The sequence below is a fragment of the Streptomyces sp. NPDC033165 genome, assembly GCF_055577965.1.
Genome location: NZ_JBVIPK010000005.1, coordinates 63444 through 81232 on the forward strand (window position 1 = coordinate 63444; position 17789 = coordinate 81232).

The following is a 17789-nucleotide window of genomic DNA, read 5'->3' on the forward strand; positions in this document are numbered from 1 at the left end:
AAGATACGTGCTTTGATCGCAAGGCGGGCATAAGTCCCCTGAAAGGAAGGTGAGTTGTGTGTCCCGGAGCGAACCTTCGGCCGATGACGCCGAGGCTCTGCTGTCGATTCCGCCGGAGAAGTTACGCAGGCATCCCCGGTTGCTGTACGCCCGGCGCGCGAGCGAGGCGGCCGCCAAGGCGCTGGCCTATGCGCGGGGCGGGGCAGAGCGGACGTACGACGACATCGCGTATCGCTATCTGTGCGCCTGCCCGCAGGTGCCGTTCCAAGGTGTCGAGACCCTGGCGGCCCACGCCGAGCAGGAGCGGCGGCAGCAACGGGCGGGACTGCCCGCGGACCTGGCCCGGCTCACGAGGCAGCGTGACTTCCTGGCCCACCGGCACCTCGCCATTCCTGACGGGGAGTTCCGCATGGGCATTCAGCGGGGGCTGCTGTACGCCATGGCCGAACCCGGCGGCGAGATCGTGGGCAGGTTTCCCCTGACCGTTCACCACCGCATGCTGGACGGGCTCAGTAAGCCGCAGGACGTGACTCCCCAGCCCACCATGTCGATCTGGAGGAACCTGACCGAGTCGCGCTGGCTGCCCCTGGACGAGCTCATCCGGTACACCCGCTTTCCCCGGATGCAAGAGGCGTCCCTCTTGGTGCGCGGTGTTTTCCCCCAGCGGCACCATGTCTTCGTCTCGCACCGCTGGCTGGACACCGGACAGCCCGACCCGGACGGCACGCAGGCGCGCCTGGTCGCATGGCATCTGGTCGCCTCGATGTGCGAGGCGGTCCTAGTCGCGCACCGGCGTGGCCTGCACACCCCTCGTCAGGTGGCTCCCGCCGCGATGCACATGCCGGTCGGCGTGGCCGGGTCGGATCTGGCGGAGTGTCTGCTGGTCGGGGTCCTGCGCGAAGTACTGGACGGCACCTCGCTCGCGCCGGTGGCCCAGGAACTGGAGCAGGTCGGCATCGACGCGGTCGAACTCGGCGCGGCCGAGGCGTCCGAGGACATCGGCCTGGAGCGCCTGAGCGCCCTGCTCGACACCCTGCCTGCATTCCGGCCGCTGCTGGAGCGCGTCCACATCTGGTACGACTACACCTGCGTCCCGCAGGCCCCGAGAACCCCCGAGGAAGAGGGGCTGTTCCGCAGGACCCTCGAATCGCTGTTCCTGCTGCAGTTCGCTGGGCGCACCCTCGTACTCCTGGACGACGTCGCCGACTACCTGAGCCGGGCATGGTGCAGCCTGGAGGCAGCGGCCTCGCTGGCGGCCACGGCAGGTGGGCGCCCGGACATCCTGCACACCGGTGGACCGGCGCGTCCATCGGGCCCCGCAACGGACGCGGAGTCACTGCGCAGCCTGGTGCTCGACCGTCAACTCGTCATCTGGCGCGGGCTGCTGGACACTGAACTGTTCCGGCTGCAGACCCGCGAGGAGTGCCTGCGTCGCCTCGGACTGTCCATGGCGAAGCCGGATGACCTTACCTACCTCTACGACCGCATGCTCTCCTTCGCCGTGCCGAACGGCCGGATGAGTCGGCAGGCCCTGGCCACGGGTGTGGTTCCGCTGCCGGACATGGGAGACGGCAAGATCCTCATCCCGATGCCGGACTACTCGGGGTCACAGCCGGTCGACGGCGCACGGCCGGTCCGCGTGATCGGCACTTTTGACGGGTGGGGCGGCCTGAACCTGCGAGGCCACGTCGAGAAGAGACAGGCCGACGCCGGTCCTCCCGACGTGACGCCCTACTGGCGCGTCGCCGGTCCGGACACCACCGGCACCACGCCGACCTGCCATGTCGCGGTCGTCGGCGAGTGCGAGGGGGAAGCCGTGCTCATCTCGTCCTGGATACGACGGCACCGGGCGGAGCTGGAGAAGCAGCTGCGGGTCACGGTCGTCTCGGGAAGCTGGACCGCGGTGGACCCCGTCCCTGTCGGGCATCTGCCGCACGGGCGGCTGCGGGCGCAGCCCGTCCGGGCCGACGTGTGGGTAGTGATGGGGAAGTCCGGCCTGGTAACCAACGAGGTGGGCCAGGCGCTCTGCCGCGTGGTGCACGAGGCCCGCCTCCAGGCCATCACCATATCTCTGGACCACGCCAAGGAGAACGTGGCACGGGTCGTCGGCGATGTCGCGCCCGGCGCACCGCACAGCGGCCTGCTGTCCGGGTGGGGCTCCGGCTACGAGCACCCTTCCGGGCTGCTGTACATGCACCTGTACCGCCATCTGCTGCAGTGGGGGGCTCCGGTCCATTGAAGGTTCCACATCTGGGGGAGTACGTCGAAGGCGAGCTCGGACGTGTGCTGCGCGCCCTCAGCGTGGCCGACCGGGACGGGGACCACGCTGGCTTCCGCGCGCTGTGCGAACAGCACGCCGCGGAACTCGACGCCGACCGGGACTCATGGCTGAGCGTGCCCCGGGAACTGAGGGAGAGCTTCCGCAGCAACATGGACGGCATGGGGCCCTTCATGCTGACGGCTCTGCGGATCGCGCGCGAGCTGGATGGGTTGGGCCGTCCCGCCGCGCTGCGCCGACTGTCGGGAGCCGGCGAGCCCGGCAACCCGATGGAGAAGCTCCACGAGGCGGAGATCCTCGCCGAGAACGGGGAGTTCGAGGCTGCCGACGCACTGCTCCGCGAAGAACTCGGCGAGGGGCTGGCCGACGACCGCTGGGTGGCCACCATCCACTCCCGCTTGGCCACGCACGCGGCCAAGCGGAACGACCTCGACACAGCCATCGAGCACGCCAGCCGTGCGCACGAACTGACCCGCCGTATGGGGAGCCGAGGCGCGGCACAAGCCGCCGAAGTCCTCGACGACCTACTCACCGCCCGCGAGATACGCCGCGGCACCACCGACGGACGCTGGCTGGGTGCCTGTCGGGAAGCCCTGACGCAAGCGCAGCGGCTGAGCGACCGAGCCCTGTTCGCGGAGAGCAACCGGGCACTGCTGCGGCTCCTCGACGAACTGGACGCATACCCCGGGGACTCGCCCGCCCGTCGCTTCCTCGGCAAGCTCTGCGGCCTGCTGGGCGTGAACCACTTCCATCTCGGCGACCGCGCCGAGGCCCGGGCATGGACCCGCAAGGCCCTGCACGAGTGCCGGCTGCGCGGGGACCGCGTCGGCGAGGAGGTCTACGAGGCCAACCTGAAGGAGATCAACCGTAGGGAGTAGTCAGCATTGCCACGCGACCGCCCTCTTGCGGGGCCTGCTCGTCCTGACGAGCAGGGAAGTACAGCGGTGACGGACGATAACCCCGAAATGATCAACGCCCTGACCCGCACAACCAGCAACTTCACGACGACACTTCCTCATTGAGATCGTTCCATCCTGATTCCGCAGGTCACAGAGCTGGTGTGGGCCGGGAGTGACGGGCTCGCACCGAACAGGAGCATGATCGTTGCGGGGAGATCATCGGTCACCTCTGGACTTCGGTGTTGGCGAGGACGAGGAGGGCTCGCAGGAGGGCGGTCGCGTGGCGGGAGTTCATGCGGACCTTGGTGAGGATGCGCCAGGACTTGAGGTTGGCGAAGCCGTGCTCGACGGCCGCGCGTTCGCGGTTTAGCAGGCGGTTCGCTTCCTCCTCCGCGTCGGTGAGTTTGTGGTTCTTGGTGGCCTTGCGGCCGGTGATGATCACCGGGTCGGTCTCTGGCTGGTCGTCCAGGCCGACGAAGCCGAGGTCGGCCAGGGCACCGAGGCCGGCTTCGCGGAGTTGGGCGGTGATCTTGTCGTGGCGGGCGCCTGTGATCTCGCTGGACCGTCCGGGCCGGGCCGAGGAGATCCAGAGCAGGTTGCCCTTGACGTCGGTCAGTGCGAGGAACAGCAGGCCGTGGGCCTTGTGTTTCCTGCTGTAGTTCTTCCGGTTCTCCGCTCCGGTGCGGCGGCGGGTGCGGATCAGGGTGCCGTCCAGGAGCACGGCCACCCCGCCTTTCTTGGCGATCTTCTTCAAGGCGCGGTCCAGGCGCGGGGCCCGCGCGGAGAGCAGGTTGATCACTTCGGTGACCCAGCGGCGCACGGTGGAGGCCGAGACGGCGTTGCCACCGGCCATGTCGGCCAGGCGTTGGTCGTGGCGGAGGACAGCCAGGACGACGATCGCCGGGCTGCCGGCATCGAGCTTGCGCCATCGGGTGCCGAGCCGGTTGCGGTGCTGGCGTATCAGGCCGACGACGAGATCGATGGTCGACTTCGACAGCGGGAGCCGGACCTGGTAGACAGCATCGTGAGAGCCCTCGGCGGGCTGGTTTTTCGTCACAGATTCACCAACACCCACCGGGGGCCCTCGCGTTACGGGCAGACATGGCCCCTCCGCCGCTTCCCCTGGAAGGTCAGCGCGGCAGGTAGCGGCCCGCTCCGGTACGGGCCGGCCAGCCCCGGTCGGCGAGTTTGCGCAGCTGGCCCCGGACCGGCTCGACCTTCGCCGGGGTGAGTTCACGGCCCAGCGCACGGGCGACGTCCTTGGCCATCACCGGACCGCCCGCATCGGCGACCATCTCCATGATCCGCCGATAGTCCGAGGTCAGAGCCTCCACCCCCATCCCGTCCGCACGGTCGGGGACCAGCCGCATCCCGGCCGCACCTGGCGTCACCGCCACAGGCTCCGGGTCCGGGTCCGGCTCCACGATGCCCGACGACCTCCGTCCGCCGTCCGTCGCCTCGGCCCACTCCCCGAAAACCGCCTCGGCGGCCTCCAGCCGAACCAGTCTCCCCTCGACCTCGGCCAGCTCCTTGCGTAACACCTCTGCACGTTCCTCCAGCTCAAGCCGCTGCTGAACCGTCCACGTCAGCACATCTGTCATGCCGCGGAACCTACGCGGCCGACCGCCGAGCCCGCCCCGGAAAGCCAGACCTCACCCGTGACGGACGATCGCGTGCCAACGATCTCGCCCCTGGCCAGCCCGAGCTCGCCAGCCACAGCCCACGCCAGGCCCGTGACCTGCGACTTCAGAATGAAACTTGATCATTGAGGCCGCCGCCATCTGAGGAGAGCAAGGTCGGGCAGCGCGAGCCCAGCGGGCCCGGACGTTTCGTTTCGAGCAGACAGCCCGGTGGGACACCGACGGAAGTCGCTGATGAGCGGTGACAGAGCTGGTGCAGCTAGGGCCATCCCACGTTGGTGGAGATCGTTTCCCACGTTCCTGGCGTACGGCGTGGTGCTTACGGCGTCGCTTCGGGGCAGTCGGCTGGGACCCATGTGGCGGTGGAGGCCACGGATCGAGGGCGGCATGACCGCACACCGACACCCGGCCAGGCCCGAGACCTCAGCACCGGATGGCTTACCGCTGCCGCGTAAGGATGTACCGCTCACCCGAATCCGGCTCGCCGATCCAGGTGAAGACCGTCGGGTGTTCCTCCGTACCGCCGATGTCCCAGCCGAAGGACAGGCTCTCGCAGTCCGCGATGCTGAGCTCGAACGGCCGGCCGGCACCCTCGTTCTCGGTCAGCTGCCATTTCCCGGTGCAGTTGTAGGCACCGGACTGCTCACCTGTGGCCTCGTACTCGTTGACGCCCTTTGCCGTCACTGTGCCGTCCGCCTCGAAGCGGAGGCTTCCGCCGCCGCCGTCCGTCCAGGTGCCGACCATGTCGGCTTCAGTGAGCCGGGGCGGTTCGTAGATCTTGAGGATCCCCGAGCTGTACGCCGCGACCCCGACCGCAAGCGTCACCGCGAGCAGCCCCAGACCGCCCAGCGCCACGCCCCCGAGCACCCGCCATCGGGCCCCGGGCTTTCCGGGGTTCCCCGCCGCCCGGGCGCACAGGGTCGCGGGTGCCAGCCCGACGATGAGGCTGAGGGCAAGGACGGGATAAACGAGCAGGCCGCCGAAGCCGGCCAGGAGCGTGCAGGAGCCGATGAGCAGCGCCAGGGCGACGGCAACGACCGCCACAGTGGCCAGGGTGAGCTGCCAGCTGTCGTGCCGGCCCGTACGGCGGGCCACCGCACGCCCGAGGAGGACGAGGGGAAGCACCGCCATCGCCGAACCGGCCAGCCCTGCGATCACCGACATGACTGCCAGCAGCACGAGCGCAAATATGGTGCCGAACAGCCATCCGAGGCCGCCTTCGCCTCCGTGGGACTCGGACTGCAAGCTGATCAGGACGGCGACCAGCGCGGCGATCACGGTCTCAGCCACGATTGCCACAGTCCCGACGGTGAACACCGCACCGTTCCCGCCGTCCGGGGGCCGCACGGGCATGAACCCCTGCGGCGGCACACCCGGATTCCCAGGAGCCCCCGGCGATGTCAGCCCCCATCTCGGCGGCGTGGTCTGCGTCATGCGTCCCCCCTATGTCCAGGCACATCATGCACCTAGCCACACCGGAGTGATCAAGGGGGGAGGCAAAGCGCTCACGCCACCGCCAGCTCCGACTCCGCTACCAGGCCGCATGCTCCTGGAACTGCACTCAAATCCTCCTGCGAGCCCTCCTTGTCCTCGCCAACACCGAAGTCCAGAGGTGACTGATGATCTCCCCGCAACGATCACGCTCCTGTCCGGTGCGAGCCCGTCACTCCCGGCCCACACCAGCTCTGTGACCTGCGGAATCAGGATGGAACGATCTCACTGGTGGGAGCACACTCTGTTCCGACTTGCCGAGGTACATGAAGAGCTCGTGCCGGTGGTCGGCGCTGAGCCGGAACTGGTTCCCCTTCTCCTCGAAGTAGCTGTAGGTCAGGGAGTTGTCGCCGTTCGGGCGGCCCGACACCTCGGTGAGGTGGTCGAGGTAGCCGAGCGACACGTCCTTGACGGCGGCCTGCATGTCCGCGGTGGCCGCCCCGTAGGGATTGCCCTCCAGGTCCGTCAGCGACGACAGGGTGTCCTGTCCCCGGGCGATGGAGTCGAGCAGGTTGAAGGCGGCACGCCGCTGGTCGCCCCTGGGGTCCTCGCCCTCGGCGGGCAGGGTCGCGGAGCGGATGAGGTCGCCCGCCGCGCCGGGGTCCTCCCAGCTGGCACTCAGCATCCACTCGCGGAAGTAGTCGTCGTTGATGAGGGTTGCGGAGGCCACATCGTTCAGGGCCACCGAGCGCAGGGCCGCGCTCGCACCCGACATCTTCAGGTCCCCGGCCCCGGCCTGGTTGCTGACCAGGTCGACCCCGTTCTCGGCCCACAGGGCGGCGTACGCCAGGTCCTGGCTGAAGCCGGTGCCCGCCCGTGCCGTGGCGTTCCCCATCAGGTCGCCGAAGCCGTCGAAGAGCCGGTAGTGCTCGATCTGTTCCTCGAACGGCTTGTTCACGATGTCGTCCGGATCCCGGACCATCGCGGCGATCGGCTCGGGAAGCCGGTCGAAGTGCGACGGCTGGTGGGTGTCGAGGCCGCCGACGTCAGGGTTGGTCATGACGTTGATGCCGTTGGCGGCGGCGCGCTGCGCCGTCCGGACGGCCTCGGCCGCGGCGGGGCCGTCGCGGTTCGGATCGGACTCCAGCTCGCCGAGCGCCGCCAGGCCCTCCGAACCCAGGGAGTCGTAGAAGCCGGTCAGGTAGGCGAGCTGCTCCTCCGTGAGCTGCTCGGGGTCGACGGCTATTTCGCCGTTCTCGTCCAGAACGCCGCCCATGGCATCCTCCAGACCCTGGGTGTAACGTGCCACGGCGGCCGGATCGGGGTTCTCCCTCTCCAGCTCCAGCGCGAGCTGCTCCCCCTCGTACTCCACTCTGCCCTCCGAGTACCACAGGTCCAGGGGTGTGCTGCCGGTGTCGTAGCCGTCCTCGGCCAACCGGTCCTCGCGGTTGCTCAGGAAGCCGTAGTAGTCGTCGAGTTCGTCCGTCATCCGGTCGTACACGTCGGCGCCGTACTTCCCGGCCCGATCGGTGTAGGCGTCCTCGATGATCGAGCGGACGTTGGCGCGGGGGAAGTTCTCCACCTCGCTGGTGTAGCTCTCGCCGTGCCCGGACCACGAGTAACGGGATTCGGGGTCCAGGCTGTTCAGGTCGTCCTCAAGGGACTCGATCTCCTCGTTCGCCTGCCCCGCGTACCACTCCCGCCAGTACTCAAGACCCATCTCCCCGACGATGGAGTCGTCCACGTACGTGCGGGTGGCCTCCATCTCCTCCTTGATCTCGCCAAGAGTGGTGGAGACGACGCGCAGCCCGGCCTCGCCGAGGTCGTCGTAGGTCTGCTCCAGGTGGGCTGCGCCGTCCTCGTAGATGGCGTTGGAGCCCCGGGTGCCCGCCCGTTGCTCCAGGTCGGAGGCGTACTGGGACACCGAGCCGGTCTCGGCGGCCTCCTCGGCGCCGTTCTTGCAGATCGACGCGAGGGCGTCGACCGCCTCGGGGTCCGTGTCGTTCTTGAAATCCGTCCGCAGCTCGTAAGGGTCGCAGCCCGCCGCCTCGACGAGCATGGCGCGGGTGATGGTGAATCCAGACACGGCTTTTCCTGAGCGTGGGAGGAGAGTAGGAAGAGGGAGGCGTGGGGGGCCGGGGTCGGCTACATGCCGTCCGCGACCGCCCGCACCACAGCCGCGTCAGCGGGAGTCCGCAGCGCCGTACGGGCCCGGATGTCGGTGTCCTCGCCGAGGTCCGCCGTCGTCGCGCCGCCGTGGCCGATGACGTCGCGGTCCTCCTGGGCCCGGCGGGTGCGCCGGGTGCGGTCGGTGGTGCCCTGGTTGAGGCCCGCCGTGTAGGAGGCGGCGCGGGTGCCGCCGAACTCGCCGGATGCGGCCGTGGTGTTGGCCAGGCGGCGGGACAGGCTGTCCGCGCCGTCGGCGGCCTCGCGGTTGTGCCGGGCGCTGGTCCGGAACTCTTCGGGCAGGTACTCCAGATCGCCTTCGTCGCTCACCGGTTACTCCTGTCGGGCGTCGTCCGTCACGGGTCGAGACACCCCCTGGGGGTGCTGTCAGCTCACTCGCCGAGCACACCGCCGGTGGCCCGCCCGCGCCGCCGCCAGACCTCGGGGTCCTCGGTCAGATCGGTGGGGGCGCCGGGGCGCCGGGGCGGCCGGTGCGGTCCGGGCGGCCCTGCGTGCCCCGGGCCGCCGCGGCGGCGGGGCGGCGGGCGTGCCGGTGAGCCGGTGGCGGGCGCCGGCGTCTACGGTCCGGCCCCGCCAGGTGCCCGCGGACGCGGTCATCGCGGGTCGGCGGGCACCCACGGCTCCGCCGCCCCGGGCGCCGGGCGCGCCGGAGCCGTGGGCGCCGGGCGGCGGCAACTACGGTCGCCCGCCCTGCGCCGCCTCTCGCATCACCATCCGCCCGGCGACCCCGGCCCGCCGGTCGAGCTGGTGTGCGGCCTGGCGGGCCACCTGGCCCTGGGCCGGGCCCGCGTGGGCGATGCTGGGCGGCATGGCGCCCCCGTACATGCCGGCGAAGACGGCAGCGCCGGCGCCACCCGCGAGGGCGGTGGGCGCCAGGCCGGGGCCGCCCACCAGGCCGGTCGGGCCGCCGTTCAGTCCCGCGAGACGGGTGGCGTACTCGGTGACCTCGCCGAAGGGCCGCCCGGTGACCGGGTCGATCCAACGTCCGGAGGACGGGTCGAACTCCCGCCCGGTGGCGGGGTCCACGAGGAACCAGGTGTTCGGTGAGCGCACCCAGCCCGCGAAGTCCCCGCCCTCCGGGCCGATGACGCTGGAGTAGGGGTAGTCGCCCATGCCGACCCGGCTGCCGTTGGGGGCGGTGGCGTAGGCAGCCTGCTGCGCACCGCCGCCCGCCTCCGCCCCCGGGCCGCCCGCTCCACCCCCGTAGGGTCGGGTCGGCCCGCCTCCGCCCGCCGCGCCCACGTCCGGCGCGGCCGGGGCGTTGCCTTTGGTCACGCTGGCGTAGACGGCGTCCAGCGCCGCCAGCTCCTTGCGGGCGGCATCGGTCAGTTCGCCCATGCGGTCCTGGTGCATGGACGCCGCGGTCATCACGTCGGCTTGCGTCTTCTCGTTGCGCAGCCGCTCCTGCTCGTCGTAGCGGTCCTCCAGCTCCATGACGCGTTCGACGGTGGCGGACGTGGAGTCGGCGGCCGTCTGGAGCTGTCCGGCGATGGCGGCGGCCACGGCGCTCGCGCCGTCCCCCCAGCCTCCGACGGCGGTGAGCCGGTCGGCCAGCTCCAGCAGGCCCACACCCGGTTCGGCCTCGGCGTCCCCGGCGATCCCCCGCAGCGTGTCCTTGCTGCGGGTGGCGGCGCCGGCCAGCGCCAGCCATGCCCCGGCCGCCGCCCGCATCCCGTACTCGCTGGGGCTGTAGACCGTTCGCGCGGTCTCCCGGAAGTCGTCAGCCACCGCTCAGTACACCTCCCGGAACTGGCCGCCGCCCGAGCTCTGGGCCAGCTTCTGCTGGAACGCCGCTTCCTCGTCCGTCATGTCGGCGATCTCCCCTGCCGTACCGGCGTTCCCCGCGATGTTGTCCACCGAGATGCCCGCGCGTTCCAGCTCGGCGAGCATCGCGGAAGCCGCCCCGGCCAGCGCCGCTTCGGCCGCCGCGCCGTTGGCCACCGTGCCGAACACCCCGTCCACCGAGGCGATCTCGACGAAACGCGAACGCATCTGCCCGAGTCCGTCCAGGTCGCCGGTGCGGTTCTGTACGTTGTAGAGCTCGTCGGAGTTGTGGTGCTCGGTGTCCCCCGCACCCATGTCCCGCTGTTCCTTCCCCTGTGCCCGGTGCCCCTGCTCGGCCCGTCTCAGAGACTCGCGGCCCGGCGCAAGGCCTCGCCGCCGTCGGCCGCGATCTCCCGGGTCCGGCCGACCGCCGTGTTCTGGAGCCCGAGGTCGTCCACGTAACTCTGCACGTCCCGCTGGTACTTCTCGTTGCGTTCGCTCAGGACGCCCGCGAGACCCGCGTCGATGTCCCCGTCCGGGAAGAGTGCGCCGATCTGCGTCATGACGTCGTTCCAGATCTCGTTGCACTCCTCGACCTGGAGTGTTCCGACGCGCTGGACGTCCGCCATGCAGCTCCCGAGCCTCCCGGATCGCCTCGTCCAGGCGACCGCTCAGCGCGAGGCAGGGGACGAGGTTGTGCCGGGCGTTGGTCTCCTCCTCCCGCACACCCAGCTTCGCGAACAGGGCCATGGCCTCGCGCAGGAGCACTTCGCCCCTGGCCCCGTCGTCGCGCTGTCCGGCGATCTTCCCGAGCTGGCCCAGCGCCACGGCCCGGGACCAGGTGTCGCCGCGGCGCTCCCCGATCCGCAGCAGGGCCTCGCACAGGTGCTCCCGGGGGCGCCAGCGCAGCCGGAAGGTGAGGTAGGTCTCCAGGGCGCGGCAGGCTTCCAGCGTGAAGTCGGCCAGGGCGGGCGGCGCGTCGTCGAAGGCGGCGTCCGACAGCTGGTCGGTGAGGGCGACGACGTCCTCCATGGCGCCGTCCACCCAGGCCAGCGCCTCGTCGGCCCGCTCGAAACGCAGCCCCCGGGGAAAGCGGGCGATGCCGTCCTCGGCCCGATCGAACCTGACGACGCGCAGGGGTCCGTTCAGCCGGTAAAGGCTCCCGAGATACCAGGCCGCCAGGCCCTCCAGGGCGGCGCGGCCGCGGGCGCGCGGCAGCAGGGCCGCCTGGCCGACGGCGGCCGTCCGGACGAGGTCGTGCAGCTGGTAGGCGCCCGGCCGGGCGCTGGTGGCGATCTGGGCGTCGGTCAGCCGCTCCAGCGCGTCCCGGGCCTCCCCCGCGGTGTGGGCGCCGAGGGCGGCGGCGGTGTGCGCCCCGTAGCTCGTGATCGCCGCCGTGCCCAGCAGTGGGAAGAGTTCCGCGGCTCGCCGGTCGGCCTCGTCGCCCTTGGCCAGTTGCTCGATGCTGAGCAGCAGGGGCGCGACCTGGCCGGGCCCGCGGCGTTGTCGAGGACCAGCAGGACGCGGCGCCCGGCCAGTTCGGCGTGGTAGCGCTCCAGCAGCGCCGCCGGGTCGTCGGGCAGCTCCTCGGCGGCGGCCCCGAGTCCGGTCAGCAGCGCGTGTGCGGCGTCCTCGGTGGCGAGCGGCGACCGCTGGGGGTCGGCCCCGCGCAGGTCCACGTGGAGCAGTCCGTCGGGGAAGCGGGCGGAGACGTCGTGCGCGGCCCGCAGGGCGAGCGCCGACTTGCCGACGCCGCCGGGCCCGCCTATGGGGCAGACCGTGGGCGCGGCGGCGGAGTGCGACAACTGGCCGCAGAGCCGGGCCAGTTCGCCGTCCCTGCTGACGAAGACGGATGGGACGGGCGGGAAGGAGCTGTGGGTGCGTCCGGCGCGCGGCAGGGCCGGTGCGGCGCTGTGGGCGGTCAGGGCGAGGGGCGGGTCGTCGCGCAGGATGGCCTGCTCCAGCGCCCGGGTCTCCGCACCGGGTTCGATGGCCAGTTCGGCGACGAGTTCCCGGAGCACCTCCTGGTAGACGGCGAGCGCCTCGGCCGCACGGCCGCAGCGGTGGAGGCGAGCATGAGGAGCCGGGTCAGCCGCTCGCGCAGCCGGTGCCGCCGGGCGGCCGCGCTCAGCTCGTCGACCAGCGTCTCGTGGCGCCCCAGGGCGAGTTCGAGTTCGTAGCACTCTCGGTGGCGCTGAGGTGCAGCTCCTCCAGGCGCGGCCGCTGAGCGGCGCGCAACGGCAGGTCGGGCAGGTCGGCCAGTGGTGCCCCGCCCCACAGGGACAGCGCCTCCCGGAGCAGGGTCACAGCCTCTTCGGTTTCCCGGGGCGCGAGCTCCCTCGCCCGCAGGACGAGGGAGCGGAAGCGGCCGAGGTCGGTCTCCTCGGGCTCGGCGACCAGCAGGTAGCCGCCCGGTACGGTACGGATACGCTCGCCGGGCAGCGCCCTGCGCAGCCGCATGACGTAATTGCGCAGGGTGGTACGGACGTTGGCGGGAAGCTGTTCCCCCCGCAGCTGGTCGGCCAGCTCCTCGGCCGGGACCGGACGCCCGGCCCGCAGGATCAGGGCGGCCAGGAGCGCGCGCAGCATCGGGGCGGACACCGGCAACGGTTCGCTCTGGTGGTCCACGGCCTCCACCGGCCCCAGAACGCGAAACTGCACGCTGCCCCCACTGCCGTCACCGGTCCTCCGCGCACCCGCCCGAGTGGGCAGTGCGCCGCCCTCGCACCGGGTCCGCCGACTCTGCGCAACTGTCGCGGTCGGCGAAAAGCGCGGTTCCGGTTGGCGGGACGGCTCGCCCGGGTCAGCTCACAGGAGTCCGAGCGACCACAGGACACGCCGCTGCCACGGCGTCGGCCGCTCGGGCCAGTAGACGTAACAGACCCCGCCCGTACCGCTCCTGACCTGTCCGTTCGCGTCGTAGCGCTTAGTGCGGAGCCAGATGTTCTCCCATTCACGTCGCCGGTAGACGCGGCGTACGGCGTCGTTGTCGGGGGACGCGGGGTCGTTGGCGATCACATCTCCGTCGGCGGTGAAGCCGATCACCGCCATCAGATGTCCGGAGGTTCCGTATCCGGCGCCGGTCAGTTCCTCCTCCAGGAAGGACTGGGAGGTGATGACGGGGATTCCGGCGGCGATCAGTTTCTCGACGTCGGTGAGCGAGCCGAGCCGGGTGACGACGGCGTTCAGGTCGCGGTACGTGGCGGCGTAGGCGGCGTTGAAGGGCCAGTTGCCGCAGCCGCCGTACTCGTAGTCGTAGGTGTACCGGGCGGCGTGGCAGACCTGGGGGTCGGGGAGGCCAGGCCTCACCCATGCGAGGTCCTCGGCGGTGGGCCTCCGGCCCCAGTATTCGATGATCATCTGCGAGGAGGTGGGGCTGCACCAGGCCTCTCCGCCGTTGTCGTACTCCGGGTACTGCCCGATGTGGACGTTCTGGGAGTAGCGCGGGACGGCCAGTTCGCGGGCGAGCGAAGGGGCGGTGGCGGGCACCGTGAAGCGGTCGGGCACGTCGGAGGCCATCGCGCCGGCCCGCCAGACGGTCGGGGTGAGGCGGCAGCCCGGGGCGCGGTACAGGGTGAGCCGCAGCCGGTAGGAGACCAGGCGGATGCCGCTCGCGGGGTCGTCCACCGAGAAGGTGTCCGTCCAGACGGAGCTGTGCGGGTCCCCCTGGCCGCCGACCGACGTGCGGCGGATGTCACCGTCCGAGCCCGCCCAGCGGCCCATCACGAACCAGGGGGTCGCGGTGCCGTCCGCGTAGGCGCCGCTCAGCTCGATCTGGAGCCAGGTGCCCGCCGGGGTGCGTGCGTTCCAGGAGGCGATCACCTCGGTGGCGGGGACGGCGGAGCGGTGGACGGGAGAGGTCCAGGTGGCGTAGTCCCAAGCGGCCGACTCCCCGGTGTGCGGGTCGGTGTAGTCGGTGCGGCCCGCCGGGGTGGCGATCACCAGGCCGGGGCGGGCGCCGGGGAGCACCCGGGTTCCGTCACCCGCGCCGCAGCGCCAGTCGGTGTACGTGTGCCAGAAGCGGGTGTCCACGAGCGGCACCCGGGAGGGGCCGGGCCGGGCAGCGGGCCCGGCAGGGGCGGCGGCCCGGGCGGTCCCGGCCACCGTGCCGGTGGCGGCCGCTGCCGCGAGCGCGGCGCCGAGGACGGTTCTGCGGGACGTCGGACTGGTCATGGTCGTGACCCCCGGTCGTGGGTGGGAGTGGGGCTGCGGATGCCGTTGGATGCCGTTCGGTGGGCCAACTATCCCGGTTCCGGGCCGGGTCGGGCCAGCGGTTCGGCAGGGACCGCCGAACCGGCATGGCCCTGGACCACCGGCATCGCCTGGGGCCCGGACTCCTGGCATGGCCGGGGTCCGAACCGCTGGCGTGGCCGGGTCCGGACCCCTGGCCTGACCTGGGTCCGGACCACACTGTGGCCTTCGGCGGTTCCCGGGCGCCTTCGAGCGGGACCGTACCCTGGAGCCATGGACGACCTGGCCCGCCACGCCGATGGCCTGCGCTCCCTGCCCCCTTCCTGCGGGCCCGTGCGGCTTGTCGCGGTCGACGGGCACGCCGGGTCGGGCAAGAGCACCTTCACGGCCCGTCTCGCGGCGGCGCTGGGCGGTGCGCCCGTCCTCCATCTGGACGATCTCGCCACCCATGAGGAGCTGTTCGGCTGGACGGGGCGGCTGCGGGACCAGGTACTGCTGCCGCTCGCGCGCGGCGAGAGCGCCCGGTATGCCCCGTACGACTGGAACCGTCGGATCTTCGGCCCGGAGCGGACCCTGGAGCCGGCGCCGGTGGTGCTGATCGAGGGTGTCGGGGCGGGGCGCCGCGCGGTGCGCCCGTGGCTGGCGGCGCTGTACTGGATGGAGCTGGACCGGAAGACGTCCTGGGGGCGGGGGCGGCGGCGCGACGGCGCCGGGCTCACGGAGTTCTGGGACGGGTGGACGTCGGCCGAGGAGCGGCATTTCGCCGACGACCCCTCACGCCCGTACGCCGATGCGCTGGTACGCCAGTTGTCCGAGGGATATGCGTGGCTGGAGGGGCCGGGCTCGACAGCAGCGGCGAACCATTCCGTCACCCGGAGTAGCCACAGGGTCCCGCCCTCCTGAGCCGTCGGAAAACGTCCCGGAAGTGCCCCAGCTCTGCTTGACCGGGGGCCCTTACTGGTCTTACGTTCTCAATGTGCGGCTTTTCGGAGCCCCCGCAGACACGAAGCCCCCGGTTGTTCCCCCGTGATCGGGGGCTTCGTTCTGTGCTCGTGCCGCCGTTCCGGCGACTACACAGAGCGATGCACTCACCCTCGGTCACCACCCTGGCAGGTCGGCCATCCAGCGGCCGCCTCCCCCGTGCGCAGGTACGATGCACCTCGGTGTGGTCAATTCCCTACCCTCGCGCAGTGATTCAGCACGCTTCGGTGGGCATGCTGTGCGGGCGGGACATCCTGGGGGCACGGTTTGTGGGGGACCTGATGGACATCGGCACACAGGGCGCACAGGCCCCCGCCGACCTCGCCTGGCTGCGCGGCATGGACGCCTACACGATGGGCGCGTATCCGCAGGCCGAGGAGGAGTTCAGGGCCGCGGTGCGGTTCGATCCGGGCATGGCGGACGGCTGGCTCGGCCTCCATGCGCTGCGCATCGACACCACCACGGCTCTCTTACGCATGTACCGGCACCGCGACCGCTTCGGCGAACAGCGCGCGCGCCACCGCCGTGCGCTCAACTCCTGGTACTGGCTGGGCTGGTGGGTGCAGCCGGTGCTGGAGAGCCCGCGCGACCTGCTGCTCGCCCACGCCTCGCACTGGCTGGACGGCCGCCATGTGCCGGAGCTGGACCGGGCGTTGGCCGGACTCCCGCCGGTGGACGCGGACCCGCAGGTGCGGTTCCTGCACGCCTGCCGCTCCTATCTGGTCAAGGACTGGGAGCAGTTGGTGCGCTGCACCGAGCCGCTCGTGGACGATCCGATGCTCGGCATCGAGGCCGGTCTCTTCGGCGGTATGGCCCGGGTGCGGCTGGAGATGTACGGGCAGGCGGAGCCGCTGCTGTCGGCGGCCCTGATGCGCTGCCGCAGCGAGCAGCCGCAGCGCAAGGAGCTGCGCTACTGGCTGGCGCGGGCCCACGAGGGCACCGGCCGCAGCGCGGCGGCCCTGCCGCTGTACCGGGCGGTGCACCGGGTGGATCCGGCCTTCATGGACACCTCCGCCCGGCTGGCCGCGATCTCCGAGGGAGACGGCTACGACGAATCGGCGGATCTGGCCGCCGTGACTCTGTCCGGCTTCGGTTCGGAGGGCTCGGGGGCGGAGGCTCAGCCGGAGGGTGACGGACTGCTCGGCACCGATCTGGTGGACGGGCGGGAGCCGTGGCCGGTCGGGGAGGCCGGGCTGCTCGACGACGAGCCGGCGCCCGTCCCGCCCGCGCGCGTCGAGGGCGTACGCCGCAAGGGGGCCGGGAAGCCGCCCGCCTTCCCGGCCGGACCCAGCGATCCCGCCCTGCTGGCCGAGGCGCTGGCCCAGCTGGAGCGCATGGTCGGGCTCGAACCGGTCAAGCGGCAGGTCAAGGCGTTGTCGGCACAGTTGAACATGGCCCGGCTCCGGGCCGAGCAGGGGCTTCCCGTCCAGCCGCCGAAGCGCCATTTCGTCTTCTCCGGGCCCTCCGGCACCGGAAAGACGACGGTGGCCCGCATCCTGGGCCGGGTCTTCTACGCTCTCGGGCTGCTCGGGGGCGATCATCTGGTCGAGGCCCAGCGCTCCGATCTGGTCGGGGAGTTCCTGGGGCAGACGGCGGTGAAGGCGAACGAGCTGATCGACTCGGCCCTCGGCGGGGTGCTCTTCGTGGACGAGGCGTACAGCCTGGCCAACTCCGGTTACAGCAAGGGCGATGCGTACGGGGACGAGGCGCTTCAGGTCCTCCTCAAGCGGGCCGAGGACAACCGGGACCATCTCGTCGTCATCCTGGCGGGTTACCCGGAGGGCATGGACCGGCTGCTCGCCGCCAACCCCGGGCTGTCCTCGCGCTTCACCAGTCGGGTCGACTTCCCCAGCTACCGCCCGCTCGAACTCACCGCGATCGGGGGCGTTCTGGCCGCCGAGAACGACGACGTGTGGGATGAGGAGGCGGTGGACGAGCTGCGCTCCATCAGCGGCCATGTGGTGGACCAGGGGTGGATCGACGAGCTGGGCAACGGGCGCTTCCTGCGGACGCTGTACGAGAAGAGCTGCGCCTACCGTGATCTGCGGCTCTCCGGCTACCCGGGCGAGCTGTCCCGGGAGGACCTGTCGACGCTACGGCTGCCGGACCTGATGCAGGCGTACGGCGAGGTGCTGTCGGGACGCGGTCCGGTGGACCGGGGGCGGCAGGAGCCCGGCGGGGTGTGACGAGACGCTGAACGGTGGACCGGGGCGGCAGGAGCCCGGCGGGGTGTGACGAGACGCTGAACGGTGGACCGGGGCGGCAGGAACCCGGCGGGATGTGACGGTACGCGGGCCGGGGCGCGCTCGCCCGGTCCCTTACGCGAGCGGGGGGGGGGGGGGGGGCCCCCGGTCCCCCCCCCCACACTCCCGGACGCTCCCCCGCCCCTTTTCTGGCCCCCCCGCCCCACCAAAGAGC

General features: G+C 71.5%; 13 protein-coding genes and 1 pseudogene. 4 read left to right on the forward strand and 10 right to left on the reverse strand.

The genetic code is table 11. From position 1 onward, the window contains the following. The first annotated feature begins 58 nt into the window (after positions 1-58). On the forward strand, positions 59-2239 hold the full coding sequence (locus tag ACZ5WC_RS14020; RefSeq protein WP_468541034.1) for a hypothetical protein: 2181 nt from the start codon (positions 59-61) through the stop codon (positions 2237-2239). Beyond that, positions 2236-3156: a hypothetical protein gene (locus ACZ5WC_RS14025; protein ID WP_468541035.1), complete on the forward strand. Its 921-nt coding sequence runs from the start codon at positions 2236-2238 to the stop codon at positions 3154-3156. Before ACZ5WC_RS14020 ends, ACZ5WC_RS14025 begins: the two co-directional genes overlap by 4 nt. A gap of 244 nt (positions 3157-3400) precedes the next feature. Here the strand turns inward: ACZ5WC_RS14025 and ACZ5WC_RS14030 are convergent, their stop codons facing one another. The 10 genes and pseudogenes from ACZ5WC_RS14030 to ACZ5WC_RS14075 form a co-directional block, all read right to left on the reverse strand. Beyond that, positions 3401-4234, reverse strand: a complete 834-nt coding sequence (locus ACZ5WC_RS14030) for a transposase family protein (RefSeq protein ID WP_468541036.1) — start codon at positions 4232-4234, stop codon at positions 3401-3403. Between the two features lie 73 nt (positions 4235-4307). Continuing rightward, positions 4308-4778: a hypothetical protein gene (locus tag ACZ5WC_RS14035; protein WP_468541037.1), complete on the reverse strand. Its 471-nt coding sequence runs from the start codon at positions 4776-4778 to the stop codon at positions 4308-4310. A 477-nt stretch (positions 4779-5255) separates the two neighbouring features. Continuing rightward, entirely contained in the window at positions 5256-6107 is an 852-nt protein-coding gene (locus ACZ5WC_RS14040; RefSeq protein WP_468541038.1) for a hypothetical protein, read from the reverse strand. A 373-nt stretch (positions 6108-6480) separates the two neighbouring features. Then, positions 6481-8334 carry a TPR repeat domain-containing protein gene (locus tag ACZ5WC_RS14045; protein ID WP_468541039.1) on the reverse strand — a complete coding sequence of 618 codons (1854 nt, stop codon included), beginning with the start codon at positions 8332-8334 and terminating at the stop codon, positions 6481-6483. Between the two features lie 59 nt (positions 8335-8393). Beyond that, positions 8394-8744, reverse strand: a complete 351-nt coding sequence (locus tag ACZ5WC_RS14050; RefSeq protein ID WP_468541040.1) for a hypothetical protein — start codon at positions 8742-8744, stop codon at positions 8394-8396. Positions 8745-9110: 366 nt separating this feature from the next. Further along, entirely contained in the window at positions 9111-10163 is a 1053-nt protein-coding gene (locus ACZ5WC_RS14055; RefSeq protein WP_468541041.1) for a hypothetical protein, read from the reverse strand. Positions 10164-10166: 3 nt separating this feature from the next. Next, complete coding sequence (locus ACZ5WC_RS14060; RefSeq protein WP_468541042.1) at positions 10167-10514, reverse strand: hypothetical protein; 348 nt, start codon at positions 10512-10514, stop codon at positions 10167-10169. A gap of 47 nt (positions 10515-10561) precedes the next feature. Further along, positions 10562-10828, reverse strand: coding sequence for a hypothetical protein (locus ACZ5WC_RS14065; protein ID WP_468541043.1), 267 nt, complete (start codon positions 10826-10828; stop codon positions 10562-10564). A gap of 678 nt (positions 10829-11506) precedes the next feature. Continuing rightward, positions 11507-12788: pseudogene (locus ACZ5WC_RS14070) on the reverse strand (AfsR/SARP family transcriptional regulator). Positions 12789-13007: 219 nt separating this feature from the next. Beyond that, positions 13008-14372: a peptidase C39 family protein gene (locus ACZ5WC_RS14075; RefSeq protein ID WP_468541044.1), complete on the reverse strand. Its 1365-nt coding sequence runs from the start codon at positions 14370-14372 to the stop codon at positions 13008-13010. Positions 14373-14663: 291 nt separating this feature from the next. Between ACZ5WC_RS14075 and ACZ5WC_RS14080 the strand changes: the two genes are divergently transcribed. Together ACZ5WC_RS14080 and ACZ5WC_RS14085 are read left to right on the forward strand one after the other, a co-directional pair. Then, the gene (locus tag ACZ5WC_RS14080) at positions 14664-15293 is read left to right on the forward strand and encodes a uridine kinase family protein (protein WP_468541045.1); all 630 of its coding nucleotides are present in this window, start codon (positions 14664-14666) and stop codon (positions 15291-15293) included. Positions 15294-15652: 359 nt separating this feature from the next. Further along, entirely contained in the window at positions 15653-17557 is a 1905-nt protein-coding gene (locus ACZ5WC_RS14085; RefSeq protein ID WP_468541333.1) for an AAA family ATPase, read from the forward strand. Positions 17558-17789: the final 232 nt, after the last annotated feature.